We start from the raw sequence: 26722 nt of genomic DNA on the forward strand, positions 1-26722 counted from the left end.
GACCTCCTAGAAGAACGTACGGATGTAGTCGACGACCGTCCCGTCCGCCTCGGCCACCGGGATCAGCTGCCACTTGTCGAAGGACGTGCAGGGGTGGGACAGGCCGATGCCCAGCCAGTCGCCGACCTCGACGTCCGCCTCCGGACCGGTGCGCAGCCACAGGTGCTGGTCGGACAGGGCGGTCACCTCGATCCCGGCCGCCGGGCGCTCGACGCCTTCCCTGCGTACCACCTGGGCGACGGGCAGGTCGAGGTCGTGGGCGGCATCCCGCTTGCCCGCGTTGACGAACGCCTCGGCCGCCGACGGGCGGGACACCACCTGCGCCCACAGCCGGAACGCCGGCTCCAGGGCACCCTCCTCGGGTACCCGGTTGAACGGGGTCTGCTTGCGGTAGTGCACGTCGTCGTGCGAAACATAGGCGCCCGAGCGCAGCAACTTCAGTACCGGCAGGGAGAGTTCGGGGATCCCGGCGAACACCTCGGCCACCGCGTCGAACCACTCGCTGCCGCCCGCGCTCACCACGATCTCGTCCGCCTCCGCGAACCGCCCCGCCCCGTCGAACTCCACGGCGATGCCGGTCAGCCGGCGCAGCCAGGCCCCCACCGACTCAACGGAGGCGCCGGGGACCTGGGCCTCGTATCCCGCCACGCCCACCAGGCGCAGCGCCCGCGCGTCCGCCACCGCGTCCGCGACCGCCGCGCACTCCGCGTCCGTGCGCACGCCGGTGCGGGCCCCCTCGCCCGCGCCCAGTTCGACGACGACGTCCACCGGGCGGGCGGCGTCGCGCAGCGCCGCGTCCATCAGTTCCACCCCGCGCACGGAGTCGACGTAGCAGATGAAGCGGAAGGACGGGTCGGCGTCGAGCTCGGCCGAGATCCAGCGCAGCGCCGCCGCGTCCACCAGCTCGTTGGCGAGGAACACCCGCTCGACGCCGAACGCCCGCGCTACCCGCACCTGGTGCGGCAGCGCGAGGGTGATGCCCCAGGCGCCGTGCTCGATCTGGCGCCGGAAGAGCTGCGGGGCCATGGAGGTCTTGCCGTGCGGGGCGAAGGCGAGACGGTGGCGGGCCGCGTACGTCTCCATGAGCCCCAGGTTGTGTTCCAGGCGCTCGGCGGACAGCGCGAGGACGGGCGTGGTGAAACCGTCGGTGAAGAGGTTGCGCCGCTCGGCCGCCAGCTCGCCGACGGTCAGGCCGTCCGCGTCCGGGGGAAGGCCTTTGAAGCGGTGGTCGACGCGTTCCTCGGCCAGGCGGGCGAGCGCTTCGGCGCTCATGGAGCCTCCCTCTCAGGATAGTTGCAACATATGCAACGTTCATTGCGTATGTCGCTCATCGGTGTCTAGCATCTCGCCGACAACCGGGTCAACGGAACCGCCGTCGCCCGTCCATCGACAGGAGTCGGGAGTCAGGAGTCATCATCCTGGACGCTACTGACGAGTCGGCCGTCGCCCCCGCCGTCGTGGACGTCGTCGCGCTCGGCGAGTCCATGGTCACGTTCCTGCCCACCCGCCCCGGCCGCCTCGCCGACGTCCCCGCCTTCGACCGCGCCATTGGCGGCGCCGAGTCCAACGTGGCCTGCGTCCTGGCCGCCGCCGGACATCCGGCGCGCTGGGTGAGCCGGGTCGGGGCGGACGGCTTCGGCGACCATCTCGTCGAGACGATCGCGGCCTACGGCGTCGATGTCGCGTCCGTACGGCGCGACCCAAAGCGGCCCACCGGCATCTACTTCCGCACGGCCGGCGACCGGGCGGCCGGCGACCACGAGGTGGCGTACTACCGCGCCGGATCGGCGGCCTCGGCGATGGCTCCGGGGAACGTGGACCTGGCGGCGGTGCGCGCGGCCCGCGTGCTGCACCTGACCGGCATCACGGCCGCCCTCTCCGCGGACTGCCTGGACCTGGTGCGGGCGCTGACCGCCCCCGCGGCCGGGCGGCCGCTGGTCTCCTTCGACGTCAACCACCGGCCGGGACTGTGGCGGGACGGTTCCGGGGCGCGGGTCCTCCTCGAACTGGCGCGCGAGGCCGACATCGTGTTCGTCGGCGAGGACGAGGCGGCTCAGCTGTGGGGCCTCCACGGCCCCGACGCCATCCGCACGGCCTTCCCCGACCCCACGGTGCTGGTCGTCAAACAGGGCGGTGCCGGAGCGACCGTCCACGACAAGGACACCGTTGCCTTCGTCCCCGCCCCCGGCGTCGACGTCGTGGCCGCCGTCGGCGCCGGCGACGCCTTCGCCGGGGGCTTCCTGTCCGCCACCCTGCGCGGCCTCCCCGTACGCGACCGCCTCCGGCACGGCCACCTCATGGCCGCCGCCGCGCTCACCGTCCCCGGCGACCTCGCCGTGCCCCCCTCCCGCGACCACGCCGACCGGCTCGCCGCCCTGGACGAGGGGTCGTGGGGGAGACTTCGACTCGGCCCCGGCTGGACGCAGGCCGATCGGGCCCCGGAGGAGGCAACAACCCCATGAGTCAGACCGTCGACCGCGCACTGAGCATCCTGCCGCTGCTCGCCGAGGGCCCCGCCGACCTCGGTCAGGTCGCCGACCGGCTCGGCGTGCACAAGTCCACCGCGCTGCGCCTGCTGCGCACCCTGCACGAGCACGGCCTCGTCTACCGCCAGTCCGACCAGCGCTACCGGCTCGGCGCCCGTCTCTTCGCCCTCGCCCAGGAGGCGATGGAGAACCTCGACATCCGCGAGATCGCCCACCCCCACCTCGTCCGCCTCAACGAGCAGTGCGGACACACCGTCCATCTCGCGGTGTACGAGGAGAACGAGGTGCTCTACATCGACAAGGTGGAGAGCCGCTACCCCGTGCGCATGTACTCGCGGATCGGCAAGACCGTCGCCGTCACCGTCGCGGCCGTGGCCAAGCTGCTGCTCGCCGATCTGCCCGAACCCGAGCGCCGCGCCGTCGCGGAGAGGCTCGAATACCCCCTCTACACGGCCCGTTCGACACCCAACGCCCCGGCCTACCTGCGGGAGTTGGAGAAGGTACGCGAACAGGGCTGGGCCACCGACCTCGGTGGCCACGAGGAGTCCGTCAACTGTGTCGCGGCCCCCGTCCGGGGCGCCGACGGCCGGGTGGTCGCCGCGATGTCGGTCTCCGCGCCGAACGTCGTCGTCACCGCCGACGAACTCCTCACGCTGCTCCCGCTGGTGCGCCGTACCGCGGACGCGATCAGCGGCGAGTACTCCGGTCGAACTCCGGCAAAGGGCCCCGTTTGACATCGTCCCCCGCCTGAAGCTGATGGCGGGGGGTTCCAGCGGTCGCCCGCCGGGTTCCTGTTTCACCGACGACCGCCCCGTCCGGGAGGACTCCCGTTGAGGTCCCACGCCGTTTCCACAGGCAGACGCCGCCGGCCAGGCGGCCAGGATGTTGCGTGCCGCGTTCACATCACGGTCAGGCACCGTGCCGCACTCGCACGTCCACACCGGTGCGCCCCGGCGGCGAACGGGCCTTCCCTGCCCTGCTCCGCCGGAGCTTCGTTTCCTCCCCGGCCCGAAGGCCGGGGTGCCCACGAAGGAGAGTCCCGATGACGGACAAGATCGCACTCACCCCGAAGACGCACAGCACCCCTCCGGCCAAGTTCTCGTTCGGTGTGCGCAAGGGCAACATCCTCCAGGTGGCCGGCCAGGTCGGTTTCCTCCCGGCCGAGGAGGGCAGGCCCCCGACGCCCGCCGGTCCCACCCTGCGCGAGCAGACCCTCCAGACCTTCGCCAACGTCAAGGCGGTCCTTCAGGAGGGCGGCGCGAGCTGGGACGACGTGATGATGATCCGCGTCTATCTGACGGACACGGCGCACTTCGCGGAGATGAACGAGATCTACAACTCCTATTTCGAGGAGCAGGGGCTCACGCAGGCTCCGGCTGCTCGTACGACGGTGTACGTCGGTCTCCCCGAGGGCCTGCTGATCGAGATCGACGCCCTGGCCGTACTGGGCTGATCGACCGGGACGCGAACCCGACGGCAGGGGCGGCCGGCGTCTTCGTACAGGCGTGGTCCGGGCAGTATGGGCCCTGTGACCGACGACCTCCTCGAAGAGCTGGCCGCCGAGCGAGATCAAGTGCTCGACGCGCTGTCCCAGTTGTCCTCGGACGACCCGGACGCGCCCGCCCTGTGCGGGTACGCGGGCGAGTTGAGCCACCGGCTGTACCTGCTGCGCGCCCGGGGCGACGACGGCGAGGAATTCGCCCTGGCCGTCGAGGCGTTCGAGCACGCCTTCCGCAAGCCCGGCACGGAGCCGGAGTGGTCGGCCTGGCGGATCCGGTTCGGGCATCTGCGGGCCGTGCAGTACGAGGAGCAGGGGGAGCGCCGGCTCCTCGACGAGGCCTGGGAGTCGCTGCGCGACGGGGTCGACGGGCTGCCGTCCGGCGACCCCGACTTCGGCAACGAGCGTGTGTGGGGCCGGTATCTGCTCGCCGTCTGCGCCAAGACGCGCTACCTCGCCGCCCCGGACCCGGACGCCCTCGACGAAGCCCTGCGCCGCCACGCCGACGCACTGGACGACGCGGAACCGGGCGGCGAGGAGGAGGCCGACCTGCGGGCCGCACTGGGCTTCCTCCATCTGCAACGAGCCCGGCGGTACGGCGACTTGGAGGCCGCCGCCGAGTCGGCCGCACACTACCGCGCCGTACTCGGCAGGGCCGCGCCCGCCGACCTCCCGCACATCCGCTACAGCATGGGCCTCGCCACGATGCTGCACGGCCGGGCCACCGTGGACCAGGAGGAATTGGAGACGGCCCGGGACGCCTTCGACACGGCCCTCACCGAGGCCCGCAGGGCGGGCGGCCCGGAGCCCGACTGGGCCTTCGAGGCCGAGGTCAACGCCATCTTCGTACGAGCCATGATCTGGTCCACCTGGAAGGACGTCGGGCACGCCCTCGCCGCCGAGGTCGAACTGCGCCGGTTGCTAGGCCGTCCTGGCGCCGAGGCCGAGTTGCTGCCCCAGTACCTCGACGCGTTCGGGCGGCTGCTGTACGAACGGGCCGCCGAGCGCGACGACGCCGAGGGCCGGGACCGCGGGATCGCGCTGGTACGGCGGGCCGTGACCGAGTGGGACCAGGACCGCGACGGTGAGATCGCGCCGGCCGCCATGTTCCTCGCTCTCTTCCAGCAGGCCCGCTACCAGGACGACCCGGACCCGCGCCGGGCCCAGGACGTCCTGGAGGCGGCCGGACGGCTCCTGAACGGACAGCACGGCAACCATGAACTGACGCAGTCGGCCCGCATGCTGGACGGCTGGGCCCGCTTCACCCTCGCCGAGCACGGTCTCCTCGGCCAGACCGGCGACGGCCTCCCGGAGGGCCTCGACGCCGACGCGTTCCGCGGGACCATCGACACGATGTTCGACGACCTGCGCGAGGGACGTGCCTTCCTCGACTTCGGCGAGGAGGAGTTCCTGCGCGGCATGGAACGGGACGTGACCGGCCGCAAACGCCGTATCGAGGGCTTCGAGAAGGCCCTCGCCCATCTGCGCGCCGCCGAGCCGGGCAGCGCGGGCAGGGCCCAGCTCGCCGCGATGATGCTGTGCAACCTCACCGTCGTCGACCCGGAGGGCACCTACATCACCGCCGAACACCGGCGGGAGCTGACCGAGGCGGTGCTCGAGCGCGCCGAACGGGACCCGGCCTGGCGCGGCCAGGCACACGTCGTCGCGGGCATGGCCCGGCTGCACGAGGAGACGACCGTCGGCTCCGGCGCGGGCCTCGACGAGGTGCTGGCCCACTTCGACCGGGCCCAGGAGGCCGGCGTCCCGGAGGCGGACGGCCACGGCGGCTACGGCCTCGCCATGGCCCGGCTCATGGCACAGACCCAGCGCGGCCAGACCGGCGGCGCCGCCGACGACATGGAGGCGGGCGCGCGGACCTGGCGCCGCCTGCGCGACAATCCCGCCCTGCCCGCGCACCTGCGCCGCATGATGGACCTGCAGCAGGCCGGCTTCGACGCGCACACCGCCGTCCAGCGCGGCGACCTGGCCGCCGCAGACCGGCACATCGCCGCGCTCACCGAGGGCCAGGCCGCCATGAGCGACGAGGACCCCTCCCGCATCGAGATCTACACCGCCCTGGAGAACGCCCGCGCCGCCCGCGACAACCTCGCCCGCACCCTCGGCGCCCCGCCCCTGCCGCCCCTCCCCGGCCGCCCCGGCGCGGCCGAACTGCGCCGCCAGGCCCGCCGGCTGCCCCGCGACCACCGCGCCTGGGTACTCGGCGACGCCGGCATCACCCGCTTCACCCGGGCCGGGGCCGCCCAGGACGGGCCCGGCATCGTGGAGGCGATCGGCCTGCTCAAGGAGGCCCACGAGCTGTCCGAGCCGGGCAGCGACAGCCGGCTGCGGTACGGCCACTGTCTCGGCATCGCCCACTGCGCCCTGTCCGGCCTGGAGTTCGACCGCGTCCGCCGCCGCGAACGGCTGGCCCGGGGCATCGAGTTCCTGGAGCACGGGTTCGCCGAGGCGGGCGGGCCCGAACACCGCCTGTACGCCGAGATCGGCCTCGCGCTCGCCCGTGCCCACCGCACCCGCGACGACCTCCACCGCCGCGACCGCGCCGGCGCCCGCACCCTCGGCCTGAAGTCGCTGCGCGGCCACGCCTGGGCCGCTCTGCTCCAGTCCGGCACCGACCACGCCGCCCTCGCGGCCGCGCACGCCACCCGCTCGGCGCTGGAGGTGGCCGGCTGGTGCCTCAAGGACGACCGCCCCGAGGAGGCGCTCCAGGCCCTCGACGCCTGCCGCGGCCTGGTCCTGCACGCCGCGCTGACCTCCACCGGCGTGCCCGGCCTCCTCACCACGGCGGGCCGGGCCGACCTCGCCGAGGAATGGCGGGCCACGGGCGCGGACGCCGCCGACCGGGCGACCGACCCGCTGACGGCCGTACGCGCACCCCTCGCCGTCCCCAGCACGCTGCGCCGCCGCGTCCTCACCGCGCTCACCGACACCGGGGCGGACGCCCCCCTGGCGGCCCGGCTCCTCGACCCGCCCGCCCCCGACGAGATCGCCGAGGCCCTGCGCGCCCTCGCCAAGGACGCTCTGGTCTACCTGGTCCCGTCTTCCGACGACGCGCCCGGCACCGCCCTGGTCGTCACCTCGAACGGCACCGTGCATGCCCTACCCCTGCCGACGCTCTCGGAGAACGCGGCGCCGCTGAAGGAGTACGCCCCCGCGGGCGCCCTCACCCGCGACCTGGGCCCGGTCCCCGGCTCCGCGTTCGCCGCGGCCCCGCCCTCCCTGCGGGTGCAGCTCGACCGCCTGTGCGGCTGGGCCTGGTACGCCGCCATGCGCCCGCTGCTGGAGGCCTTCGAGATGCCGCAGGGCCGGCTGCCCCGGCTCGTCCTCGTCCCCATGGGGACGCTCGGCCTGGTCCCCTGGCACGCCGCGTGGGAGGCGGGCGGGCCGCGCGGGCGCCAGTACGCCCTCCAGGCCGCGGAGATCTCGTACGCCGCCTCCGCCCGGCTCCTGTGCCAGGTCGCCGCCCGCCCCGCCACCGATCGCACCGGCGGGGCGCTGGTCGTCGGCAACCCCACCGGCGACCTCCACTACGCGGGCGAGGAGGCCGACGCCGTCCAGCGCGTCTTCTATCCCCGGGGCCGCTTCCTCGGGCGCCGCGGGACCGGCCCGGCGGACGGCACGGGCACCCCGGGCGAGGTGCTGGACTGGCTGCGCGAGGGCGCCGACGGGGGAGTGCTGCACCTCGCCTGCCACGCCTCCGTGGCCGCGAACGCCCGCCGCAGCTCGTATCTTTCCCTCAGCGACGGCCGGCTGGCGGCCGAGGAGATCACCGGCGCGGGTGCCGGGGACGGCGGCGGCCCGGCCCTCGTCCTCCTGGCGGCCTGCCGCAGTCATGTCTCCGGCCGGGGTCACAACGAGGCCTACAGCCTCGCCACCGCCTTCCTCGTCGCAGGCGCCCGCTCGGTCGTCGGCTCGCTGTGGCCGGTCCCCGACGAGGCGACCTCGGTGCTGATGTTCCTCACCCACCACTTCCTGCGCACCCACGCGGAACCCCCGGCGAAGGCGCTGCGCCGGGCCCAGCTGTGGATGCTCAACCCCGACCGCGAACTGCCCGCCGAACTCCCTGCGGTCCTGGCCGACCGCGCCCGCCGGATCGACCCGCACGACCTGAGTGCGTGGGCGGGGTTCACTCACCTGGGCCGCTGACCGGCCACGGCACCACTGTGCGCAGCGGGAGGGTGACGGCGGTCCAGCGGCCGGGTCCGCCCCCGGGGACCGGTCCCAGGTCGCGGACGCCGGAGGGGGTCCAGGGATCCCAGGCGGGCAGTTGGAACGGCAGCGTGTTCAACTCCCCTTCCGCGACGATCAGCTTGAGCCAGTCCCGTCCCTCGGCCCCGGGCACGGCCGGACGGCCGCGCGGCAGCGACAGCTGCACGGGCTCGCCGTCCAGCGCGTACCCCGTACGTCCGGGGCCTATGAAGTGCCCGGGATAGAGAAGGGAATGGCAGGCGTAGCTGTCGGTCAGGTCCAGGAGCAGACACCACAGCGTGCGGTCGGGGGAGCTGTTGTGCAGCCGGATCGAGACCCAGGGCGCCTGCCCGCCCGCGTAGGGACAGGTGATCTCCCCGGCGGCGTCCCGTGACAGTGGCTCAGGGGAGCCCCAGGGCGTGATCTCCACCCGCACCAGCCCGTCGAGCAGCGAGGGCCGCGGAGTCAGGTCGCGCAGCAGGTGCCAGCGGGTGAGGTGCGTCAGACAGTCCACGACCCGCCTCGCGTCCGCACCGCCGCCGTACGGCAGAGGCTCGCTGAACGCCGTGCCGTCGCGGCGCAGCACCCCGGCCGCACCGTCCCGTACCCGCACCCGGAAGTGCAGATCACCGGCAGCTTCCGGCCCGTCCACCAACCGCACCAAAGGCGCACCCGAGAGGGCCTCGGCCACCTCCCGTACGGCCGCGGCGGACCCGTCGACCGCCACCGTCCCCGGTGGCGACGCGACCGCCGCGAGCTCCACCGCATAGACCCGCTCCTGCTCCGGGACCCACCCGACGGGCGTGACGAGCGTCCGGGCCGCCCCCACCTCCCAGGCCCGCACGAGGGATCGGCCCGGCTCCTCGCCCACCAGCGCGAACTCAGTCCCCAGTGCCCCCGCACCGTGCACGCTGCCGCAGTCCACCTCCCAGCCGTCCGGCCCGTGGCTCAGCAGATGCGGACTCGGTGCCCTGCCCGCCCCGCCTGCCAGGAACGGCCGGTCCGCCGTGCCGCCCGGCAGATCCGGGTACAGCACCGGCCGCTGCCCGCTCCCGAGACGCTGCACACCCACCGCGGCCGTCGCCAGCAGTTCCCGGCAGGTGGCGTCGTCCCCGGCCGCGCGGGCCGCGCCGACCAGCGCACGCGTGAACGCACCCTGCCGCACCCCGTCGAACCAGCCCTCGAACGACTGCTGGTCGAGCCGGCACGCGGCCAGCAGCAGATGCCGGGGAGGCGTGCGGGAACCCTGCGTGTCACGCGCCCCCAAGTCCCAGGCGGGCAACGGCGGTGCATACCGCGCCGTCAGCTCCGCGTCCCGAGTGGCGCCCCCGGAATGGCAGCAGTCCAGCACCGCCACCACGTGCGCGCCCCCGGCCGCAACCATGTCGAGCAGCGCGCCCAGCCGCTTGTCCAGCAGCGGGCCGTCCACGCACACCAGGGCCTGATTGAGCCCCGTCGCCTCGATCAGCAGGTCGTGGCCGGTGGCCTCCTGCTGGGTGCCGTGCCCGGAGAACCACAGCAGCGCGGTGTCCCCGTCGCCCGCCGCGCCCAGGTGCCGTACGACCGCATCCGTCACCGCATCGACCGTCGCCTCGGCGTCCAACAGGACCATGACGTCGGCCCGTTCGTCCACGATGTCGGTCAACAGCCGGTGTGCCGCGGCAACGTCGTTGGCACAGCCGCCCAGCGGTGTCGCCACGGATTCCGGATAGTCGTCGACCCCGACCAGGAGCGCCTTGATCCTTCCCATGGGGCCGAGTGTGTCAATTACGCTTCGAACTCGCACTATTGACGTGACGTCACTAAACTTTGCTCCTGGTAACACCACCCATGACATCGGGGGACACATGGGGTACACCGAACGTCCGCGACGTATCGTGCGGCCCGCACTGGGCACGGAACAGTCGCACACGCCCGCCGCTCCGGCGCCCGGGATCACGCGCCGCGAGCTCTACCGGTCGCGCTCCGCACCACTGCTCGAGGCCGTGCGCCGGCTCGACGCGGGGCTCGACGAGCAGGCGAGCCGCTCGCTCACGGACTGGGTCCGGGAGCAGTACACGACGTCGTACGGCTCGGTGCCGCTCGGCTTCGTCGCCCGCTGCTATCTGGGCCCGCCGTACGTCGACCACCAGCTCGATCTGTTCCATGTCATCGTGCGGCACTTCGCCCCGGCCGAGCAGATGCCGGAGCCGTTCTCGGCGGCCCGGATGCTCGCCCGCTCGGGCGGCTACGCCTACGTCGAGGTGTACGCCGACGGCCTGATCCTGCCCGTACTGGACGACGGCACGGTCGTACGGCCCTGAGCCACCGCCGCCCGCACGGTCCACACCCCCAGACGCAGCACGCGAACGGAGTTCCCGCATGTCCGAGGTCGACCTCACCCTGCACCGCAAGGTGCAGGAAGTCAGCAACCTCGTCATCAGGCTCAGCGAACAGGTCGGTTCGGTGTCCGGCCAGGTCTCCACGGTCGAGTCCAACCAGCAGCAGACGCGTACCGAGCTCCAGCAGCTGCGGGACGAGTTCCTGGCCTTCGTGAGACAGGCCGAGTCCACGGCGAACGTGCAGCGCGCCGAGACCCGGATCGGGGTCATCGAGGACAAGATCGACCACGAGTTCGGCCATCACAAGACGGTCCGGCGCACCGCGGTCGGCATGCTCCAGGCCTTCGACGTCGGACTGGTCTCCGAGGAGAACGTCCGGATGGTCAGCGACCAACTGATGATCCAGACGCCCCGCTACTGGCTTGCGCCCGCCCTGGTCGCGCTCGCCTCCTGGTCGGCCGACGACCGGCAGCTGTGCGAGCGCGCCGTCGACGAGGCGTTCCGCCGCTCGCCCGACCGCACCTCGCTGTTCTTCGCGCTCGTCCTGCGCCGGCAGGGCCGGTCCCAGTCGGCGGTGCGCTGGCTGCGGCACTATCTGCTCGCCCAGGACCCGGCCGCCCTCGGGCGTGAGTTCGCCGTCATCCTGGAGGCCATTGCGCAGGGCGCCTTCGGACTCGTCGGCCGTGACCTGCTCGACCGCACCCTCGGCGAGTGGCGCGCCCAGCTGATGGACAGCGCGGACGCGCAGGCCCGGCAGATCAAGCGGTGGCGCGACGAGATCGACACGCTGCGCGCGCCGTCCGGCCCGGGCGAGTTCCCGCGGCTGGCAGCCGTCTCACCGCAGTGGGTCACGCTCGACGGCGTGCTGTCCGCCGCGCGCGGGCAGACGGCCCTCCTGGACAAGTACAAGGCCATCCTCGAGCGGGAGTTCGAGCCGTCCGAGCGCATCGAGGACGCCGTCGACGACATCCTCGACCGGCTGGTCTCCGAGTACGACAACGAGGAGCTGCCGCTCCGCCGCGACCTCGCCTTCAACCAGGCGGTCGTGGACCACGACGGCGACCTCGGCGCCGCCCGGAAGACGGCCGACGCGGACGCCGCCTCGTACGAGGAGACCCTCGACTACCTCACCGTGCAGACCACCGCGGCCCTCAACCCGCAGGCCATCGGCACCTCCCCGGCCACCCAGCGGCTCGCCGTGGCCGCCTGCCACGAGTGGTTCCAACAGGCGCACGCCGGTCACACCCGCGACTACCGGGCGGCCGTGCCGCAGGATGTGCAGGCCCAGTTCGGCACCGCGCACAGCATCGGCGCGCAGACCTTCCAGCTGCCGCCGTGGATCGGCTCGTTCACCCAGCCACTGGCCACCCTCGAGAAGGCGCTGAGCGACCACTGGGACCATTACACGGGCCCGTTCGTCGACGCGCTCGCCTACCCCTGGCTCAAGAAGGCCGCGCCGTTGATCGCGGTGGTCGCGGGCATCCTGCTGGTCTTCGCCGGTAAATTCCCCGGCTTCGCGTTCGGCGCCGCCGCGATCGTCGGCATCGTATGGGGCCTGGTCCTCCACAACGGCTCCCGGACCGCCAAGCGCAACCAGGACGCGGCTCGTGAGCTGCTGGCCCGCGCCAAGACCGAGTCGCTGCACCACCTGCGGGCCGCGTCCGCCGAGCTGACGGACTGGTACGAGAAGTTCCGGGCCGCCGACCAGGTCGAGTCCCGGGTCCGCGAGCTGATCGCCACACTGCCGACGGCGGGCGGCGGCGCCTCGCCGTTCGAGGGCCGCACCGTACGCAAGGAGTCCGACGCCAAGGAGTCCGTGGAGCCCGAGGAGGACACCGTCCGATGAGCAAGCCGCCCACCGCCCAGCCCGACCCCACCCCCCCGCCGCCGCAGGGACCGCCGGCCGACGCGCCGTGGGCGGCGACCGCCCCGCAGGGGGCGGCTCCGCCCTCACCGTGGGGTGCGGCCGCCGGGCAACCCGGCCGGACCCCCGCGGCCTCCCCGTGGGCCGCCTCCGCCGACGCCGCACGCGCCCAGAGCTCTCCCTGGGCCGCCCAGCGCCGTCCGCAGCAGGAGCGGGTCACCAGCAGGCTCCGGCGGGTCGTCGAGGAACTGCCCGACTGGGAGCCGCTGCCGCCCGGCGAGACCGTCGTGCGCCGGCCGGGCAGCACGTCGTGAGCGGCCTGTGGGGCGACGGCGGCGCCTACCAGGCCTGGGTCGGCTTCCTGCGCCGCTGGGCGGCCCTGGAACCCGCCGATCCGGCCGCCCTGCCCGCGCTCGTCCAGGAGCAGTACGACGCCGACACCTGGGTACGCCTCACCGAGCACCTCACGACCGCCCTGGACACCCGGCTCGTCAGCTGGGCCGAGTCCCTCGTCCGGGCCCTGGACCAGGCTCGGGACGAGTTCTCGTACGGCCGTGAACTCGCCCAGGCCCGCACCGGTCTGCACACGATCCGCGCCCTGGCGGCCCACCCGGGCCTGCCCGAGTCCCTGCGCACCCGGCTCACCGAGCTCGTCGACCGCCAGATCCCGCAGGTCCAGGCCCAGTTGGAGCAGAACCTGGACAACGAGACCCGGCGTGGAGCGGACCCCAGGACCGTCGAGCGCCGCCGCCGCACCCTGCGGGACAACGCGCTGACCGGAGCCCTCACCGTGCGGACGACCCAGGACGGCTGGGCGTACGACCCGGCGGCACCGCCCCGGCGGCGCATCGTCCCCGGGTGAGCGGCTCCGCCCTGCAGCCGCCCGCAATCCACCCTTCGAGAAGGCCCGAATGTCGAACTACGCCGAGAGCCTCAGCCACCTCGACAGCTATATCTCCGCCCGCGTCCCGGTCATCGCGATGCGCACCATCGAGCAGCAGCGCGCCCTGAGGCTGCTGCGGGAGGCGGCGACCCAGTCCCGGCGCAGCAGCATGCCGTTCTGGATCTACACCCGGGCCACCGGCCTGCGCGACCTGCGCACCAACGCGCCCGTGCAGGACGACCGTTCGCTCACCGGCGCCATGGACTTCGCCGCGGCCCAGTTCGGCAGCCGCGCCAATGCCACCGTCGTCTTCGTCGACCCCGACGAGCTGGAGTCGGACACCCCGGTCACCCGGCACTTCGCCGAGCTGGCGAGGCTCGCCGACAGCAACATGGGCAGCATCGTGCTGATCACGGACACGCCGATCTGGAGCGGCCTGCAGCGCCTCGGCATGAGCCTGCGTCTCGACCTGCCCGACTCCGAGGAGATGTACGGCATCCTCAGCGGCTTCCTCGGCGACCACCATGGCCACATCCCCATCGAGTGGACCGAGGAGGACGCCCGCCGTGCCGCGGAGTTCCTGAGCGGCGTCACCGAGGCGGAGTGCGTCAACCTGATGGCCACCATCGCCGCCAAGGGCTCCATCCGGCGCGACGACGTCCTCGGCCTCGCCCAGGCAAAGGACCGCATCTTCAGCGACCTCACCGGCCTGGAGCGGGTGCAGCTCAAGCAGAGCGACTACGCCATCGGCGGCCTGAGCGGTCTGCGCACCTGGCTGGAGCGCAAGCACGACATGATCTCCCGGGACCTCAGACACACCGCCCTGCGCCCGCCGCGCGGAGTGCTGCTGGTCGGCGTCCCGGGCTGCGGCAAGTCCCTGTCCGCCAAGGCCATCGCCCACGACTGGAAACTCCCCCTGTACCGGCTCGACATGGCCAGCATCCACGGCAAGTACCTCGGTGAGTCCGAGGGCCGCTTCCGGGAGGCGCTCGCCATGGCCGACCGGGTCGCGCCCTGTGTCCTGTGGATCGACGAGATCGAGAAGGGCCTGGCGGGCCGCGACGACATGTCCGGGGTGCCGCAGCGCATCATCGGCCAGTTCCTGTACTGGCTCCAGGAGTCCCAGTCCCGCGCCTTCGTCGTGGCCACCGCCAACGACATCCGCAGCCTGCCGCCCGAACTGCTGCGCAAGGGCCGCTTCGACGAGCTGTTCTTCGTCGACCTGCCCGACGCCCAGGACCGCAAGGAGATCATCCGCATCTACCACCAGCGCTATCTCCAGGCCGACCTCGACGACGACCGGCTGGACCGGCTCGTCGACCTCTCCGAGGGCTTCGCCGGCTCCGACATCGAGGCCGCGCTGCACGACGTGGGCGAGGAGGCGGTGCGCCGAGGGGGAGTGGGCCGGCTGAAGGACTCCTATGTGATGGACACCTTCGCCCAGGTGCGCCCGCTCAGCGTCAGCAATCCCGAGCAGATCGAGGAGATCCGTGCCTGGGGCCGCGAGCGTGCGGTGCCGGCCGGCCGGGCCGCGGTGACACCGGTGCCCGGCGACGGGGGACGGACGCGGCGGATCGTGTTCATGGACGAGTAGGGCCGAGGACGAGCAATCGGGGTGAACCCGGGTGAAGGGTGGGCTGGCTGGTTCCGGCACAGGTATGTCGTCCATACTGCCGCCGTGGAGCAGCGCATAGGATCGAGCAGCAAGCCCCTGGAGGGCGCCGGATTCGACCCGGCCTTCATTCCCGGGCTCACCTCACCCGAGTCAGCGGATCCGGAGGACGCCCCGCCGGAGACGTACGAGGCGAAAGCGGCCGGGGCGGCGGCGTCGGACGAGGACGTGGCACCGGCGGAGGCCGCCGCCGAGGAGGCCGCGGGCGCCGAGGCAGCGGACGACGCCGAGGCATCGGAGGAGTCCGAGGAGTCCGAGGAATCGGAGACCTCGGAGCGTCCCGTCTTCGAGGCCGCCGACCGTCGCGCCAAGATAGTGGCCGACCACAAGGGCGTCCGCCTCAGCCTCGACGAGGAGTCCTGCGAGTTCCGCTGGGACGAGATCGGCGCGGTCGAGACGGAGGCCCCCCGCTTCGGCAAGCGGTTCACCGTCACGGTGCACACTCCTGACCGCCGCTGGTACCCGATCGAGATCGAGGCGACGGCCAGGAGCCGCTTCAAGGAGTGGGAAGAGCAGTTGGACGCGGTGCTGGACGCCTACTTCGAGGACTGACCGGCTAACTGCAGTACTGGGCTTCCTTCCCGATCGACCGGTACATGCAGTCCGCGTTCTCCAGCAGCTGGAACACCGCGTCCCGGTTCCGGGAGGTCTCCCGCTCGATCACCTCGTCGGGCGGGTAGAACCCCCCGTTCCAGGCGGACGTCGGATACATCTCGAAGGTGTAGTCGAAGATCTTGTGCACACCCCAGAGGTAGTCGTCGATCGACCCGTCGGTGATGTACAGGTCGCTCGCCTGCTCCGGCGTGTACCCGTTGCTGGCGGCCATCTTCTGTCCCACGGCCTTGAACGCGGCGGCGTCGTCCGCGGTCATCCCGGTGTCCGTGTCGGAGTAGGTGTAGCCGTACGGCCACAGCACCAGCTCGCTGTACGTGTGGAAGTCGATGCCCGCCTTGATCTGCTGCTTCCCGCCGACGACCCGGCTGCGCACGAAGTCGGAGACGACCTTCACCTCGGGCGCCGACTCCGCCGCCGAGCCCCGGTAGGTCTCGGAGGACTTGGAGCCCGAGGACCCGCCGCAGCAGCCCCACTTGTAGTTCCAGTTGCGGTTGAGGTCGGTGCCGACGTACGACGAACCGCTGTTGGGCTGCCGGTTCTTGCGCCACGACCGGTAGGACCCGGTGGCGATGTCGTACTCGCCGCCGTCCGGGTTCAGGTCCGGCACGATCCAGATCTCGCGGCTGTTGACGATGTTGGTGACCCGTGAGTCGGTCCCGTACCCGGCTCCCAGTTCGCGCAGCAGGTACAGGGCCATCTCGACGGTCAGGTGCTCGCGGGCGTGCTGGTGGAAGGTGAAGAGCACCTCGGGTTCGTTCTCGTCCGTGGCCACGTTGTCGCTGACCTTGACGGCGACGATGTCCCGGCCCTGGTGCGACTTGCCGATCACCCGCTTGCTCATGATGCCGGGGTAGGCGGCGAGCCGCTGGTCGATCTCCGTGTTCATCTCGGCGTAGTTGTGGTACTTCGAGTCGGCCGAGGGGAAGTCGAACAGCCGCAGCTCGTCGGCGGGGCTCGACCGGTCGGGCGCGGCCCCCAACGGCGTGACGTCGTAGCCGAGTTGCGTCAGCTTGCGGATCTGGGCGGCGCGTCCGGAGACGACCACGGTCTCCTCGTCGGCCTCGTCCACGGTGACGCCGGTCTGCTGGATGGCCGTGCGGGTCACGGGGGTGGTGCCCTGGTGGATCTCGTACTGCCGGACGTCGTCGGCGGAGGGCGCCGCTTTGCGGGCGCTGTCGGCGACGGCGTGCGTGGCCGTCGCCGACACGGGCGCCGCGAGTGCGAGGGCCAGCAGGGCGCCGAGGGCGGCTGTCCTTCTGCTGCCGCGGGCGCCTGAGCCGCGTGTGCGAAGTCGCATGAATTCTCCTTGGATCTCCAGGAATTCCGGGGTCGCCGGATGTGGGGTGGAGCGGAGCGGGGGGTGCTTCAGTGCGACGTGCAAGGTGCGGATGCTGTGCGTGGGCTGTGCGGGTGGCGCTCATGGTGAAGCGTTGGCATGGCCAGGTCAAGGGCAGTTCAAGCGGAATCGGCCCAAAACCGGCCGGGCAGTGTACGCGCGCGAGGATTCCGCGGAGTGTCCCCGGCCAAAGAGCACTCGTTGGCGTGATGAGGGCGTGCGGACCCGTGCACCCCCGGGGAAGAGTGGGGAGTCCGGCCAAGAGGAGGGCTGGCTGATCATGGGCGGATCAGCGCCACGACGGGACTCTCGTCTGCCGGTCGAGACGACCAGCTTCGTCGACCGGCGGGACGAGCAGGCGCAGGGCCGTGAACTGCTGGCCAGGGCACGCCTGGTCACGCTCACCGGTCCCGGCGGCGTCGGCAAGACCCGCCTCGCCGGACGTATGGCGGCCCGCGTCGAACGCGCCTTCCCGGACGGTGTGCGCTACGTCCAGCTCTCCGGCCTGCACGACCCGGCGCTCGTCCCGCTCGCCGCCGCCGACGCGCTCGATCTGCACGACCACTCCCGCCGGCCCCCGCTGGACGCCCTGGTGGAACAGCTCCGCGACCGCCGGCTGCTCCTGGTCGTCGACAACTGCGAACACCTGTCGGCCGCCTGCGCCGAACTCGCCGCCGCCCTCCTGCACGGCACCACCGGCATCCGCATCCTCGCCACCAGCCGCCACCGCCTCGGCCTCACCGAGGAACACCTCATGGAGGTTCGGCCCCTGCCGGTCCCCGACCCCGACGGCGACCTGTCCGCCGCCGAGGCCCACCCGGCCCTGGCCCTGTTCGCCGACCGCGCCGCCGCCGTCGTCCCCGGCTTCCGCCTCACCCCCGGCAACCGCGCCGCCGTCGCCCGCCTCTGCGCCCGCCTCGACGGCCTCCCGCTCGCCATCGAACTCGCCGCCGTCCGTATGCGCGTCCTCGGCATCGAACAGCTCCTGGCCCGGCTCGACGACCGCTACCGCCTGCTCTCCGCCGGCAGCCCCGCCGTCCCGCCCCGCCACCAGACCCTGCGTGCCGCGGTCGACTGGAGCCACGAACTGTGCGACGCGCTCGAGCAGTTGGTGTGGGCGCGGCTGTCGGTGCTGGCCGGGAGCTTCGACCTGGAGACGGCGGAGGCGGTCTGTGCGGACGGCGAGCGGATCGTGTCGTACGACGTCCTCGAAGCCGTCGCCGGGCTCGTCGACAAGTCCGTGCTGGGCCGGGAGAGCGGGCCCGGCGGGGTGCGCTACCGGCTGCTGGACACCCTGCGCCACTACGGCCTCGACCAGCTGCGCGAGCACCCCGGCGAGGAGGCGGCCGCCCGGTGCCGCCAGCGGGACTGGATGCAGGAGCGGGCCGGCGGATACGAGCGACGCTGGTTCGGACCCGGCCAGCGGGAGATCGTGGCCCGGCTCCGCGCCGACCAGGACAATCTGCGCGCTGCCCTCGACTTCAGCCTCACCACACCGGGCGAGGAGCTCGCCGGGCTGCGCCTCGCGGGCACCCTGTGGTTCTACTGGCACGCCTGCGGAGCACCCCGCGAGGGCCGCTACTGGCTCGACCGCGCCCTCGACGCCGACCCCGGGCCGAGCCGGGAACGCGCCCGGGGCCTGTGGATCTCCGGTCTGCTGGCGGGCTGCCCCGAGGACCTCACCCGCGGACTGCGCCGCGCCGAGGAGGCCCGCGCCCTGGCCCAGGACCTCGGCGACCCGGCCGAGGTGGCCCACGCCGACTACGTCATCGGCGTCGTCCAGCTCTTCGCCGACGATCTGCACACCGCCCTGAGCCACTACGAGTCCACCGTCGCCCGCGGCCCGGTCCCCGGCCAGCACCTCAGCCTGCACGGCCTCGACCAGGTCGAACTCGCCTGTGCCCTGGCCCTGCTGGGGGAGGCGGACCGCGCAGTCGCCGTCTGCGAGGACGCCCTGCGACTGTGCGAGCGGCACGACGAGGAGTGGGTGCGCTCGTACGTGCTGCGCATCCTCGCCCTGGCGCACGCCGTGCGGAAGGACTGGCGGCGCGCCGAGCCGTACGCCTGCCAGGCCCTGCGCCTCAAGCTCGATGTGCACGACGTCATCGGCATCGGACTCACCCTCGACCTGCTGGCGCTTCTCGCGGCCGGGTCCGGGGCCGCCGAGCGCGCCGCCGTGCTGCTCGGCGGCGCCGACCGGGTCTGGTCCGACATCGACCGCGACCGCTGGGGCTCCGAGGCCCTCAATTCCGCCCGGCGCGACTGTGAGACACGGGTGCGCGCGGCGGTGGGGCAGCGGACGTACGAGCGGGCGTACGGCAGGGGCGCCGCGCTCGGCCTCGGCGAGATCGTGGCCTACGCGCTCCACGACCCCCAGGACGCCGGCGCGGGGCGGGAGCCGGCTCCGGCCCCGCGGCTGACCCGCCGGGAGGCCGAGGTCGCCCGGCTGGTCGCCGAGGGGCTGGCCAACCAGCAGATCGCCGACCGCCTGGTCATCGCCCGCCGCACGGCCGAGGGCCATGTGGAGCGCATCCTCAGCAAGCTCGGCTTCAGCAACCGCAGCCAGATCGCCGCCTGGGTGACGGCCCAGCGCTGATGACTCCCACCGTGAGGGACGTACAACAGATGGGGAACCCATGAGTGCAGATACGCATGCGCAAACCGGTCCGGGCCAGGGGGACTTCGACCACCGCATGGCCGTGTTCGGCTCGGACGACGAGTTCGTGGCGGCGGCGCTGCCCTTCCTCGCCGAGGGCCTGGCCGCCCCCGGCGAACCACCGCCCGTGGCCATCGTCGCCCCCGCCGGACTGGACCTCCTGCGGGACGCCCTGGGGTCCGACGCCGGGAAGGTCGGCTTCATCCCGCACACCGACTGGTACACCGGCTCCGCCGCCAATGCCGTGGCCCGGAGCGCCGGCTACCTCGCGGCGCACGCCGGGCCCGGCGGCCGCATCCACCTCCTGATGGAGCCGGACTGGGCGGGCCGCGCGGGCAGTTCGCCCCGGGAGACCGCCGAGTGGATCCGCTACGAGTCCCTGGCGAACCTCCTCTTCGCCCCCTTCTCCACGACGGCGATGTGCGCCTACGACACCCGTACCGCCGGCCTCGCCCTCGTCGAAGCGGCCCGCCGGGCCCACCCCGCCACCGGTGTCTACGAGGCCCCGCCCGCCCTGGTGCGTGAACTGGACGCCGTACCCCTGGCACCGCCCCCCGACGACGCGACCCCGCTGCCCGCCCCGACCGCCGAGGCCGTACGCGCGTGGTCGGCGAGGCGCGGACTCCCGGCCCCCGACGCCGAGTTGTTCGGCGCGGCGGTGACCGAGGCGGCGGCCGCGCTCGGCCCCGTCACCGGCACCGTGCTGTGGGGCCGCGCCCCGTCCTGCGTCTGCGAGCTGCGCCTGCCCCACCGCGTCGCCGACCCGCTCGCCGGCTTCGTACCGCCGCCCACCGGAGAGCTGGAGCCGGGGCAGGGCCTGTGGTTCACCCGCCAGGTCTGCGCCTACGTGGATGTGCGCGACCACGCCGAGGGCTCGACCGTCCGCATCCAGTACGCGTAGCGGTGGCGGATCCGGATACGCACGCATGTCCGCAACCATGCATACGCGGGTGCCGAGCGAACCGACGCAGGTACGGATTCGGGTATTCCTCCCCGTGTGAGCGGGTATGCGGGGAGGGCACCCTGGGAGCATGCTGCAACCTTCCGGAAGGAGCCTTCCGGACCCCGGCCCTCAGTACGCCGCGTATCCGCAGCCGCCCATACGGGCCGGCCATCTGAGCGTCGAGTACGACCCCGTGCCCTCGGCGGCCCGCGAGGCGCGCGCGGTGGTGCGCAGGCAGCTGGAGGAATGGGGGCTCGCGGAGCGGGACGAGGTCGGCGACGTGGCCGAGCTCCTGGTCAGCGAGCTGGCCACCAACGCCCTGCGGCACGCGGCGAGCCGTTTCCGGCTGACCCTCCTGGCCTCCCACGGCGTCCTGCGCTGCGAGGTCGCCGACACCGACCGCCGCGCGCCCGAGGTGCTCGACGCGGGCATCACGGAGAGCGGCCGGGGCATGACCCTGGTGGACGCCCTCGCCCGCCGCTGGGGCTGCCACCTCGACGGCGCGGGCAAAACGGTCTGGTTCGAACTCGGCACCTGCGACTGCGAAGGCTGCGACCGGCGACTGCCTTAGCCCCGGAAGAGCCCGGAGCCCCGGAGAGCCCGGAGCCCCGGCGGCTCGAGTGGCCGCCGGGGGTCCTTGTCCCACCGTCTTCGGGTCGCTGCTACGGAAGTGCGTGCACGTGCGGGGCCACCGAGTTCGACCACGCGTTGCCCGCGGACGCGTCCCAGTTCGTCGACCAGGTCATTGCGCCCCGCAGGTCGGGGTAGGTCTTCGACGGCTTGAAGCCGCCGCAGGCGGTGGCCTTGGTCAGGCAGTCCAGGGCGTTGTTCACCACGGTGGGGGAGACGTAGCCGCTGCCCGCCGCGCTCGTCGAAGCCGGGAGGCCGAGGCCGACCTGGGACGGGGACAGGCCGCCCTCCAGCTGGATGCAGGCCAGGGCGGTGAGGAAGTCCACGGAGCCCTGGGAGTAGACCTTGCCGTCGCAGCCGAGCATCGAACCGCTGTTGTAGTACTGCATGTTGACGACCGTGAGGATGTCCTTGAGGTTCAGGGCCGTCTGGAAGTAGGAGTTCGAGGTCGACTGCATGTCGATCGTCTGCGGGGCCATCGTCAGGATCAGGGACGAGCCCGCCTTCCCCGACAGCGCGCGCAGGGCCTGCGTCATGTACGTCGCGTTGAGGCCGTTCTCCAGGTCGATGTCGACGCCGTCGAAGCCGTACGTCTGCATCAGCGAATACACGGAGTTCGCGAAGTTCGCCGCCGACGTCGGGTCGTTCACCGACACCGTGCCGTTCTGGCCGCCGACCGAGACGATGACCTTCTTCCCGGCGGCCTGCTTCGCCCTGATGTCGGCCTTGAACTGGTCGACGGTGTAGCCGCCCAGCCCGGCCGAGTCCAGGTTGAAGGTCACGGCGCCCGGCGTCGACGTGGCGTCCGCGAAGGCAACCGCGATGATGTCGTACGACGAGGGCACGTCGGAGATCTTCTGGACCCTCGCTCCGTTGTTGAAGTTCTGCCAGTAGCCGGTCACCGCGTGCTTGGGCAGGGCGCCGCCGCCTCCGCCCCCGGTCGCCGCCGTCGTCCCCGTCACCGCCGCCGACTTCGGCGACTCACCCGCCGAGTTGGTCGCGGTGACCTGGAAGGAGTACGCCGTCGAGGCGGCCAGGCCCGTCACCGTCGCCGACGTGCCGGTCACCGCGGTCACCTTCGTACCGTCGCGGTAGACGTTGTAGCCCGTCGCGCCCGACACCGCGTTCCAGGACAGCGACACCGACGAGGAGGTCGTACCGGACACGGCCAGGCCGGCCGGTGCGCCCGGCACCGTCGGGGCCGGGTCGCCGCCTCCGCCGCCGTCGGGGCCGTACACCGACACGTCGTCGGCGTAGTACGCGGGCTGGCCGTACCAGCCGTGCGTGTACACCGTGACCGAGGTCGTCGACGCGCCCGTCGTGAACGAGGTCGACAGCTGTTTCCACGAGGTGGAGTCGGGGGTCCACGTCGACACGTCCGTCGTACCCGTACCGGTCACGCCCAGGTACGCATAGCCGCCCTGCAGCCAGGCGCTCAGCGTGTACGACGAGTTCGGCTTCACCGCCACCGTCTGGGAGCACTGGGCGTAGTCCTGCCCGGCCGGTGTCGCCTTCAGCGCGGCCGTGCCGGAGCGGACGGGGGAGGAGACCGTCGTACCGCTGCTCGCGGAGCAGGTCCAGTTGCTCAGGGCCGACTCGAAGCCGGCGTTCTTGACGTTGTTCACATCCGCTGCGGATGCCGGACCGCCGGACATCCCCGCCAGTGCCACGGCCGTGGCGAATGCTGCGACGGCCGACCAGGTTCGTGTGCGTCGTCTCTGTCTGGGCATGACAATAAGTTGGTCCAGACCAATCCAGCTGTCAATAGGTCCAGACCAAATGAGGCAACTGTCGAATGCTCAACCTGTCCTGGTTTGACGGGACTTGCGCACACACAGATCCCGGCCAGCTACCCAAACGCTGTTCTCCGGTCACGGAGGCGTGGATACAGTGCTGAGGTAGTCACGCAATGAAGTCGTCCCGGCGCATTGGAGTAACACCGGTGGGCCGACGGGTGTGAAGAGCGGGGAGCTGCGCGTGCCAACTGCCATTGCCGTGACCAGCGCCGACATGGCGCTGCCGCCGCAGGACGAACGGACCGTGCCCGCCGTCGTGCTGCGGGATCTCGACAAGCGGCCGCTGGAGCATGCGCTCGCCGAACTCCAGGGGCTCGTCGAGCAGCACGGGCATCTGATCGTCCTGTGCTCGCGGGCCGTACCGGCCACCGTGACACAGCGGCTGCACACCCTGCGGTCCCTGATGGAGAGCGACCGCATAGCCCTGTTCCGGCCCGAGCTGCCACCGCTCGGGATCGCCGTTCTGGCCCGTCAGTTGAGACAGCTCGCCTCCTGCGACCTCAGCCCCGGAGTCCTCGCCTCCGCGGGACGGCTGCTCACCCACTACCTCCACTCCGGCGCGGTCCTCGGCTCCGTGGCCAGGCTGGACCACGTTCCCGTGAGCCTGAAGGCGCACGCCAAGTCCTGGGTGCCCGGCAGCCAGTTCGCCGTCCTCGCCCATCCCGAGCCGCAGCTCGTCCGGATCGGACCCGGCGCCACCCTGGCCGGTCCCGAGTTCGCCACCTGGATGCTGGTCGCCAAGGGCCAGTTGCAGTCCGAGTGGACCGGCACCCTCGCCAAGGCCTGGAGCGCGCACGGGCTGCGCGAGACCCCGCTGCCCGCCGAGTCCGCCCACTGGTGGGGCACGGGCCGGGTCATCGAGTTCTGCAGCTACCTCGCCGACCTCTCCGTCCTCTACCAACTGGTCACCTCGGTGCGGCAGAACACCTGCCACTGGTGCGGCATCGACGTCATCGGGGACCGCTGTGTCTTCTGCTCGGCCACCCCGCCAGGCCATGAACCACCCGCTCCACGGGCCCTGGAGCAAAGAACGCCCGCCTGACCGGTCCGGCCCGCTCAGTCCCCTTCGATCCCGCTCGACCGATTCCCCCAATGAGGTTGCACGGTTCATGAACTCCCGTCAGCGCCGCGGCGTGATACTCCTGATCCTGTCGGTGCTCTGCGCGCTCGGCGCGTTCGCCGGCGTGCTCTCCGTCATCGACGACGTGAAGTCCAAGGTCGGCCCCGAGGTCACCGCGTACCGGCTGAGGTCCGACGTGGCGCCGTACACGACGCTGGACACGGGCCAGTTCGAGAAGATCAAGATGCCCAAGCGGTGGCTGTCGGCCAACGCGGTCACGAGCCTGCGCGAGATCGAGGGCAAGATCGCCGTGACCACCCTGCGCAAGGGCTCCCTGCTCCAGACGGACATGATCGTCGAACAGCCCGCGCTGCAGGCGGGCCAGCAGGAGGTCGCCATCATGATCGACGCGGCCACCGGAGTCGCCGGCAAGATCACCCCGGGCTCCCGGGTCAACGTCTACGCCACCTTCGAGGGCAAGAAGCAGGGCGACCCCGACCAGTCCAAGATCATCGTGACGAACGCCCGGGTACTCGACGTCGGCAAGCTCACCTCCCTGGAGCCCGACAACAAGAACCAGCAGCCCACCGACGCCGTCCCGATCACTTTCGCGCTGTCCACCATCGACGCCCAGCGCATCACCTACGCCGAGTCCTTCGCCCAGCGGGTCAGGCTCGCGCTGGTGGCACCCGGCAGCGAGACCACCGTCCCGGACAAGGACCGCACGTACGAACTCGCGACGGACAAGTGAGAGGCGGCCCGCATGCCCATCAGGATCCTCCCGGCCGTCTCGGACCCGGACGCGGTCCGCTCGCTCACCACCCTGCTCAGCCAGCTGCCCGACGCCGAACCGATCGCCCCGGTGGTGGACTCCACCCAGCTGATCGACACCCTCGCCCGCCTCGCCGCCGAGTCCGTCGACGAACTGCCCGAGGTCGTCGTGGTGCACGAGCGCATCGGCCCGGTCCCCGCACTGGAGCTGATCCGCGAAGTCGCCCTGCGCTTCCCGGCCGTCGGCGTCATCCTCGTCACCACGGACGTCAGTTCCGGGCTCTTCTCCGCGGCCATGGACTCCGGCGCCCGCGGCCTGGTCGGCCTCCCGCTCAGCTACGAGGAGCTGGCCAGCCGCGTCCAGGCCGTCGCCCAGTGGTCCAACGGCGTACGACGCCATCTCGGACACGGCGCCGACGTGTTCTCCGGCGTCGGCGGTACGGTCGTCACGGTCAGCGGGGCCAAGGGCGGCGTCGGTGCCACCCTCACGGCCATCCAGCTGGCCCTGGCCGCCCAGGCGTCCGGCCGGGCCACCGCCCTGATCGACATGGACCTCCAGGCCGGCGACGTCGCCTCCTTCCTCGACGTCCAGTTCCGCCGCTCGGTCGTCGACCTCGCAGCCATCACCGACATCTCGCCGCGCGTCCTCGCCGACGCCGTCTTCCGCCACGACACGGGCCTCGCCCTGCTGCTCGCCCCCGGCGACGGCGAACGAGGCGAGGAGGTCACCGACCGCGCCGCCCGCCAGATCGTCAGCGCCGTGCGCTCCCGCTACGAGGTCGTCGTCGTCGACTGCGGCGCCCAGCTCAGCGGGGCCAGCGCGGCCGCCGTCGAGATGGCCGACACGGCGCTTTTGGTGACCACCCCGGACGTGGTCGCGGTACGGGCCGCCAAGCGCACCGTGCGCATGTGGGACCGGCTGCAGATCCGCAAGGCCGAGGAGACCACGGTCGTCGTCAACCGCCACACCCGCGGTACGGAGATCCAGCCGCCGCTGGTGCAGCGCATCACCGGCACCGCGCTGGCCGGCACGGCCGTTCCCGCCAACTTCAAGGAACTCCAGAGCGCCGTGGACGCCGGACGCATCCACGAGCTCGACAGCAGGAGCACGGTGAAACAGGCCCTGTGGAGGCTCGCCGGGGAGCTGGGACTCGCGCGCGTGCCCGAAGGCTCCCACCGGGGCGGCCGGATGCGCGGGGACCGGGGGTCGGTGAGTCTGCGGCGCCGGAAGGAGTGAGGGGATGAGACGGCCACGCGGGGACGAGGGGCAGGTCAGCATCGAGTTCCTCGGCATGACGCCGCTGATCGTGCTGACATTGGTGCTGGTGTGGCAGTGCGTGTTGGTGGGGTACACCTTCACGCTCGCCGGGAATGCTGCGGACGAGGCGGTGCGGGCGGGGACGGCGGCGCCGCGGGGCGAACGCGCCGGCGCCTGCCGGGCCGCGGGGATGAAGCACCTGTCGGCGGCATGGAAGGGGGATGCCACGGTGAACTGCGGCGGGGTCGGCTATGTGACCGCCGACGTGTACCTCAAGGTCCCTGTCCTCTTCCCGGGCGCGATCGGTTTCCCGGTCACGGTGCACGGCCACGCCGGTGCCGTGGAGGAGGTGAAGGACTGAGATGCCGTACCTCCCCAGGCGGCGCGACAGCGGGCAGGTCGCCATCGAGTACCTCGGCTTCGTCCCGGTCCTGCTGATCGTCGGCCTGGCCGGCATCCAGATCGGGGCCGTCGCCTACGCGGCCGAGCAGGCGGGAACGGCGGCCCATGCGGGGGCGCGTGCCGCCTCCTTGCGGCAGGGCGTCGCGCAGGCCTGTGCGGACGCGGTCAGCGGTGGCCTCGACGTGCAGTGCGCCTCTTCGGAGGGGGGCGACACCGTCACCGTCACCGCCACGGTCCGCATCCCCAGGATCGTCTGGGACTTCGGCTCCGCCAGCAGGACCGCCACGATGCCGCTCGACCACTGACCCAGGAACGAGGAGCACCC

Annotated in this window: 22 protein-coding genes and 1 pseudogene; 18 read left to right on the plus strand and 5 right to left on the minus strand. The window is 72.3% G+C overall.

From position 1 onward, the window contains the following. Positions 1–6: 6 nt before the first annotated feature. Positions 7–1272 (minus strand): alanine racemase, encoded by a 1266-nt coding sequence (locus Q8A52_RS01490; protein WP_316747901.1) that lies wholly within the window; start codon positions 1270–1272, stop codon positions 7–9. Positions 1273–1457: 185 nt separating this feature from the next. Here Q8A52_RS01490 and Q8A52_RS01495 point away from each other — a divergent pair, with 185 nt between their 5' ends. Further along, positions 1458–2462 (plus strand): sugar kinase, encoded by a 1005-nt coding sequence (locus tag Q8A52_RS01495; protein ID WP_316747903.1) that lies wholly within the window; start codon positions 1458–1460, stop codon positions 2460–2462. After that, positions 2459–3220: an IclR family transcriptional regulator gene (locus Q8A52_RS01500; RefSeq protein ID WP_316747905.1), complete on the plus strand. Its 762-nt coding sequence runs from the start codon at positions 2459–2461 to the stop codon at positions 3218–3220. Before Q8A52_RS01495 ends, Q8A52_RS01500 begins: the two co-directional genes overlap by 4 nt. On the opposite strand, the pseudogene Q8A52_RS01505 reads toward Q8A52_RS01500, so the two are convergent. After that, positions 3174–3424, minus strand: a pseudogene (locus Q8A52_RS01505) (hypothetical protein); the annotation flags it as partial. The gene Q8A52_RS01500 and the pseudogene Q8A52_RS01505 overlap by 47 nt on opposite strands. Positions 3425–3528: 104 nt before the next feature. Here Q8A52_RS01505 and Q8A52_RS01510 point away from each other — a divergent pair. Further along, positions 3529–3939: a RidA family protein gene (locus Q8A52_RS01510; RefSeq protein WP_316747907.1), complete on the plus strand. Its 411-nt coding sequence runs from the start codon at positions 3529–3531 to the stop codon at positions 3937–3939. A 75-nt stretch (positions 3940–4014) separates the two neighbouring features. Next, positions 4015–8148: a CHAT domain-containing protein gene (locus tag Q8A52_RS01515; RefSeq protein WP_316747909.1), complete on the plus strand. Its 4134-nt coding sequence runs from the start codon at positions 4015–4017 to the stop codon at positions 8146–8148. On the opposite strand, the gene Q8A52_RS01520 is transcribed toward Q8A52_RS01515, so the two are convergent. Continuing rightward, the gene (locus tag Q8A52_RS01520; protein ID WP_316747911.1) at positions 8129–9940 is read right to left on the minus strand and encodes a caspase family protein; all 1812 of its coding nucleotides are present in this window, start codon (positions 9938–9940) and stop codon (positions 8129–8131) included. The two genes, Q8A52_RS01515 and Q8A52_RS01520, sit on opposite strands and share 20 nt — an antisense overlap. Before the next feature lie 97 nt (positions 9941–10037). On the opposite strand from Q8A52_RS01520, the gene Q8A52_RS01525 reads away from it, so the two are divergent. The 6 genes from Q8A52_RS01525 (at position 10038) to Q8A52_RS01550 (ending at position 15482) form a co-directional block, all read left to right on the plus strand. Next, positions 10038–10493: a hypothetical protein gene (locus Q8A52_RS01525; RefSeq protein ID WP_316747913.1), complete on the plus strand. Its 456-nt coding sequence runs from the start codon at positions 10038–10040 to the stop codon at positions 10491–10493. Between the two features lie 58 nt (positions 10494–10551). Further along, positions 10552–12357, plus strand: coding sequence for a hypothetical protein (locus Q8A52_RS01530; RefSeq protein ID WP_316747915.1), 1806 nt, complete (start codon positions 10552–10554; stop codon positions 12355–12357). Next, the gene (locus Q8A52_RS01535; protein WP_316747916.1) at positions 12354–12689 is read left to right on the plus strand and encodes a hypothetical protein; all 336 of its coding nucleotides are present in this window, start codon (positions 12354–12356) and stop codon (positions 12687–12689) included. Before Q8A52_RS01530 ends, Q8A52_RS01535 begins: the two co-directional genes overlap by 4 nt. After that, on the plus strand, positions 12686–13237 hold the full coding sequence (locus Q8A52_RS01540; protein WP_316747918.1) for a hypothetical protein: 552 nt from the start codon (positions 12686–12688) through the stop codon (positions 13235–13237). Before Q8A52_RS01535 ends, Q8A52_RS01540 begins: the two co-directional genes overlap by 4 nt. 49 nt (positions 13238–13286) lie before the next feature. Further along, entirely contained in the window at positions 13287–14852 is a 1566-nt protein-coding gene (locus tag Q8A52_RS01545; RefSeq protein ID WP_316747920.1) for an AAA family ATPase, read from the plus strand. Between the two features lie 84 nt (positions 14853–14936). Further along, entirely contained in the window at positions 14937–15482 is a 546-nt protein-coding gene (locus Q8A52_RS01550; RefSeq protein WP_316747921.1) for a hypothetical protein, read from the plus strand. 4 nt (positions 15483–15486) lie between these two features. Here Q8A52_RS01550 and Q8A52_RS01555 read toward each other — a convergent pair whose 3' ends face one another. After that, positions 15487–16842, minus strand: a complete 1356-nt coding sequence (locus tag Q8A52_RS01555; RefSeq protein WP_316747923.1) for a M14 family metallopeptidase — start codon at positions 16840–16842, stop codon at positions 15487–15489. A gap of 319 nt (positions 16843–17161) precedes the next feature. Between Q8A52_RS01555 and Q8A52_RS01560 the strand changes: the two genes are divergently transcribed. The 3 genes from Q8A52_RS01560 (at position 17162) to Q8A52_RS01570 (ending at position 21051) form a co-directional block, all read left to right on the plus strand. Next, positions 17162–19477 (plus strand): ATP-binding protein, encoded by a 2316-nt coding sequence (locus Q8A52_RS01560; protein WP_316747925.1) that lies wholly within the window; start codon positions 17162–17164, stop codon positions 19475–19477. A gap of 40 nt (positions 19478–19517) precedes the next feature. Continuing rightward, positions 19518–20438 (plus strand): MEDS domain-containing protein, encoded by a 921-nt coding sequence (locus tag Q8A52_RS01565; protein WP_316747927.1) that lies wholly within the window; start codon positions 19518–19520, stop codon positions 20436–20438. Positions 20439–20568: 130 nt separating this feature from the next. After that, positions 20569–21051, plus strand: coding sequence for an ATP-binding protein (locus Q8A52_RS01570; RefSeq protein WP_316747929.1), 483 nt, complete (start codon positions 20569–20571; stop codon positions 21049–21051). A 91-nt stretch (positions 21052–21142) separates the two neighbouring features. Here the strand turns inward: Q8A52_RS01570 and Q8A52_RS01575 are convergent, their stop codons facing one another. Continuing rightward, entirely contained in the window at positions 21143–22840 is a 1698-nt protein-coding gene (locus tag Q8A52_RS01575; RefSeq protein ID WP_316747931.1) for a chitinase, read from the minus strand. A 280-nt stretch (positions 22841–23120) separates the two neighbouring features. Here Q8A52_RS01575 and Q8A52_RS01580 point away from each other — a divergent pair, with 280 nt between their 5' ends. The 5 genes from Q8A52_RS01580 to Q8A52_RS01600 all read left to right on the plus strand — a co-directional run bounded on the left by Q8A52_RS01580 (position 23121) and on the right by Q8A52_RS01600 (position 26702). Next, positions 23121–23948 carry a hypothetical protein gene (locus Q8A52_RS01580; RefSeq protein ID WP_316748732.1) on the plus strand — a complete coding sequence of 276 codons (828 nt, stop codon included), beginning with the start codon at positions 23121–23123 and terminating at the stop codon, positions 23946–23948. Between the two features lie 67 nt (positions 23949–24015). Next, entirely contained in the window at positions 24016–24717 is a 702-nt protein-coding gene (gene cpaB / locus Q8A52_RS01585; protein ID WP_316747933.1) for a Flp pilus assembly protein CpaB, read from the plus strand. A 12-nt stretch (positions 24718–24729) separates the two neighbouring features. Then, the gene (locus Q8A52_RS01590; protein WP_316747935.1) at positions 24730–25974 is read left to right on the plus strand and encodes an AAA family ATPase; all 1245 of its coding nucleotides are present in this window, start codon (positions 24730–24732) and stop codon (positions 25972–25974) included. Positions 25975–25978: 4 nt separating this feature from the next. Then, positions 25979–26356 (plus strand): TadE/TadG family type IV pilus assembly protein, encoded by a 378-nt coding sequence (locus Q8A52_RS01595; protein WP_316747937.1) that lies wholly within the window; start codon positions 25979–25981, stop codon positions 26354–26356. 1 nt (position 26357) lies between these two features. Beyond that, entirely contained in the window at positions 26358–26702 is a 345-nt protein-coding gene (locus Q8A52_RS01600; protein WP_316747939.1) for a TadE/TadG family type IV pilus assembly protein, read from the plus strand. The last annotated feature ends 20 nt before the right edge of the window (positions 26703–26722 follow it).

This window comes from Streptomyces herbicida (assembly GCF_032656585.1).
Classification (GTDB): Bacteria; Actinomycetota; Actinomycetes; order Streptomycetales; family Streptomycetaceae; genus Streptomyces; species Streptomyces herbicida.

What these genes read in the sequence shown, in the direction of transcription:
- Q8A52_RS01490 (WP_316747901.1), bottom strand. Translation starts at nt 1,272, where the DNA reads ATGAGCGCCGAAGCGCTCGCCCGCCTGGCCGAGGAACGCGTCGACCAC.
- cpaB (WP_316747933.1), top strand. Translation starts at nt 24,016, where the DNA reads ATGAACTCCCGTCAGCGCCGCGGCGTGATACTCCTGATCCTGTCGGTG.
- Q8A52_RS01595 (WP_316747937.1), top strand. Translation starts at nt 25,979, where the DNA reads ATGAGACGGCCACGCGGGGACGAGGGGCAGGTCAGCATCGAGTTCCTC.
- Q8A52_RS01560 (WP_316747925.1), top strand. Translation starts at nt 17,162, where the DNA reads ATGGGCGGATCAGCGCCACGACGGGACTCTCGTCTGCCGGTCGAGACG.
- Q8A52_RS01520 (WP_316747911.1), bottom strand. Translation starts at nt 9,940, where the DNA reads ATGGGAAGGATCAAGGCGCTCCTGGTCGGGGTCGACGACTATCCGGAA.
- Q8A52_RS01570 (WP_316747929.1), top strand. Translation starts at nt 20,569, where the DNA reads ATGCTGCAACCTTCCGGAAGGAGCCTTCCGGACCCCGGCCCTCAGTAC.
- Q8A52_RS01545 (WP_316747920.1), top strand. Translation starts at nt 13,287, where the DNA reads ATGTCGAACTACGCCGAGAGCCTCAGCCACCTCGACAGCTATATCTCC.
- Q8A52_RS01580 (WP_316748732.1), top strand. Translation starts at nt 23,121, where the DNA reads ATGGCGCTGCCGCCGCAGGACGAACGGACCGTGCCCGCCGTCGTGCTG.
- Q8A52_RS01575 (WP_316747931.1), bottom strand. Translation starts at nt 22,840, where the DNA reads ATGCCCAGACAGAGACGACGCACACGAACCTGGTCGGCCGTCGCAGCA.
- Q8A52_RS01565 (WP_316747927.1), top strand. Translation starts at nt 19,518, where the DNA reads ATGAGTGCAGATACGCATGCGCAAACCGGTCCGGGCCAGGGGGACTTC.
- Q8A52_RS01555 (WP_316747923.1), bottom strand. Translation starts at nt 16,842, where the DNA reads ATGCGACTTCGCACACGCGGCTCAGGCGCCCGCGGCAGCAGAAGGACA.
- Q8A52_RS01500 (WP_316747905.1), top strand. Translation starts at nt 2,459, where the DNA reads ATGAGTCAGACCGTCGACCGCGCACTGAGCATCCTGCCGCTGCTCGCC.
- Q8A52_RS01510 (WP_316747907.1), top strand. Translation starts at nt 3,529, where the DNA reads ATGACGGACAAGATCGCACTCACCCCGAAGACGCACAGCACCCCTCCG.
- Q8A52_RS01530 (WP_316747915.1), top strand. Translation starts at nt 10,552, where the DNA reads ATGTCCGAGGTCGACCTCACCCTGCACCGCAAGGTGCAGGAAGTCAGC.
- Q8A52_RS01600 (WP_316747939.1), top strand. Translation starts at nt 26,358, where the DNA reads ATGCCGTACCTCCCCAGGCGGCGCGACAGCGGGCAGGTCGCCATCGAG.
- Q8A52_RS01525 (WP_316747913.1), top strand. Translation starts at nt 10,038, where the DNA reads ATGGGGTACACCGAACGTCCGCGACGTATCGTGCGGCCCGCACTGGGC.
- Q8A52_RS01535 (WP_316747916.1), top strand. Translation starts at nt 12,354, where the DNA reads ATGAGCAAGCCGCCCACCGCCCAGCCCGACCCCACCCCCCCGCCGCCG.
- Q8A52_RS01590 (WP_316747935.1), top strand. Translation starts at nt 24,730, where the DNA reads ATGCCCATCAGGATCCTCCCGGCCGTCTCGGACCCGGACGCGGTCCGC.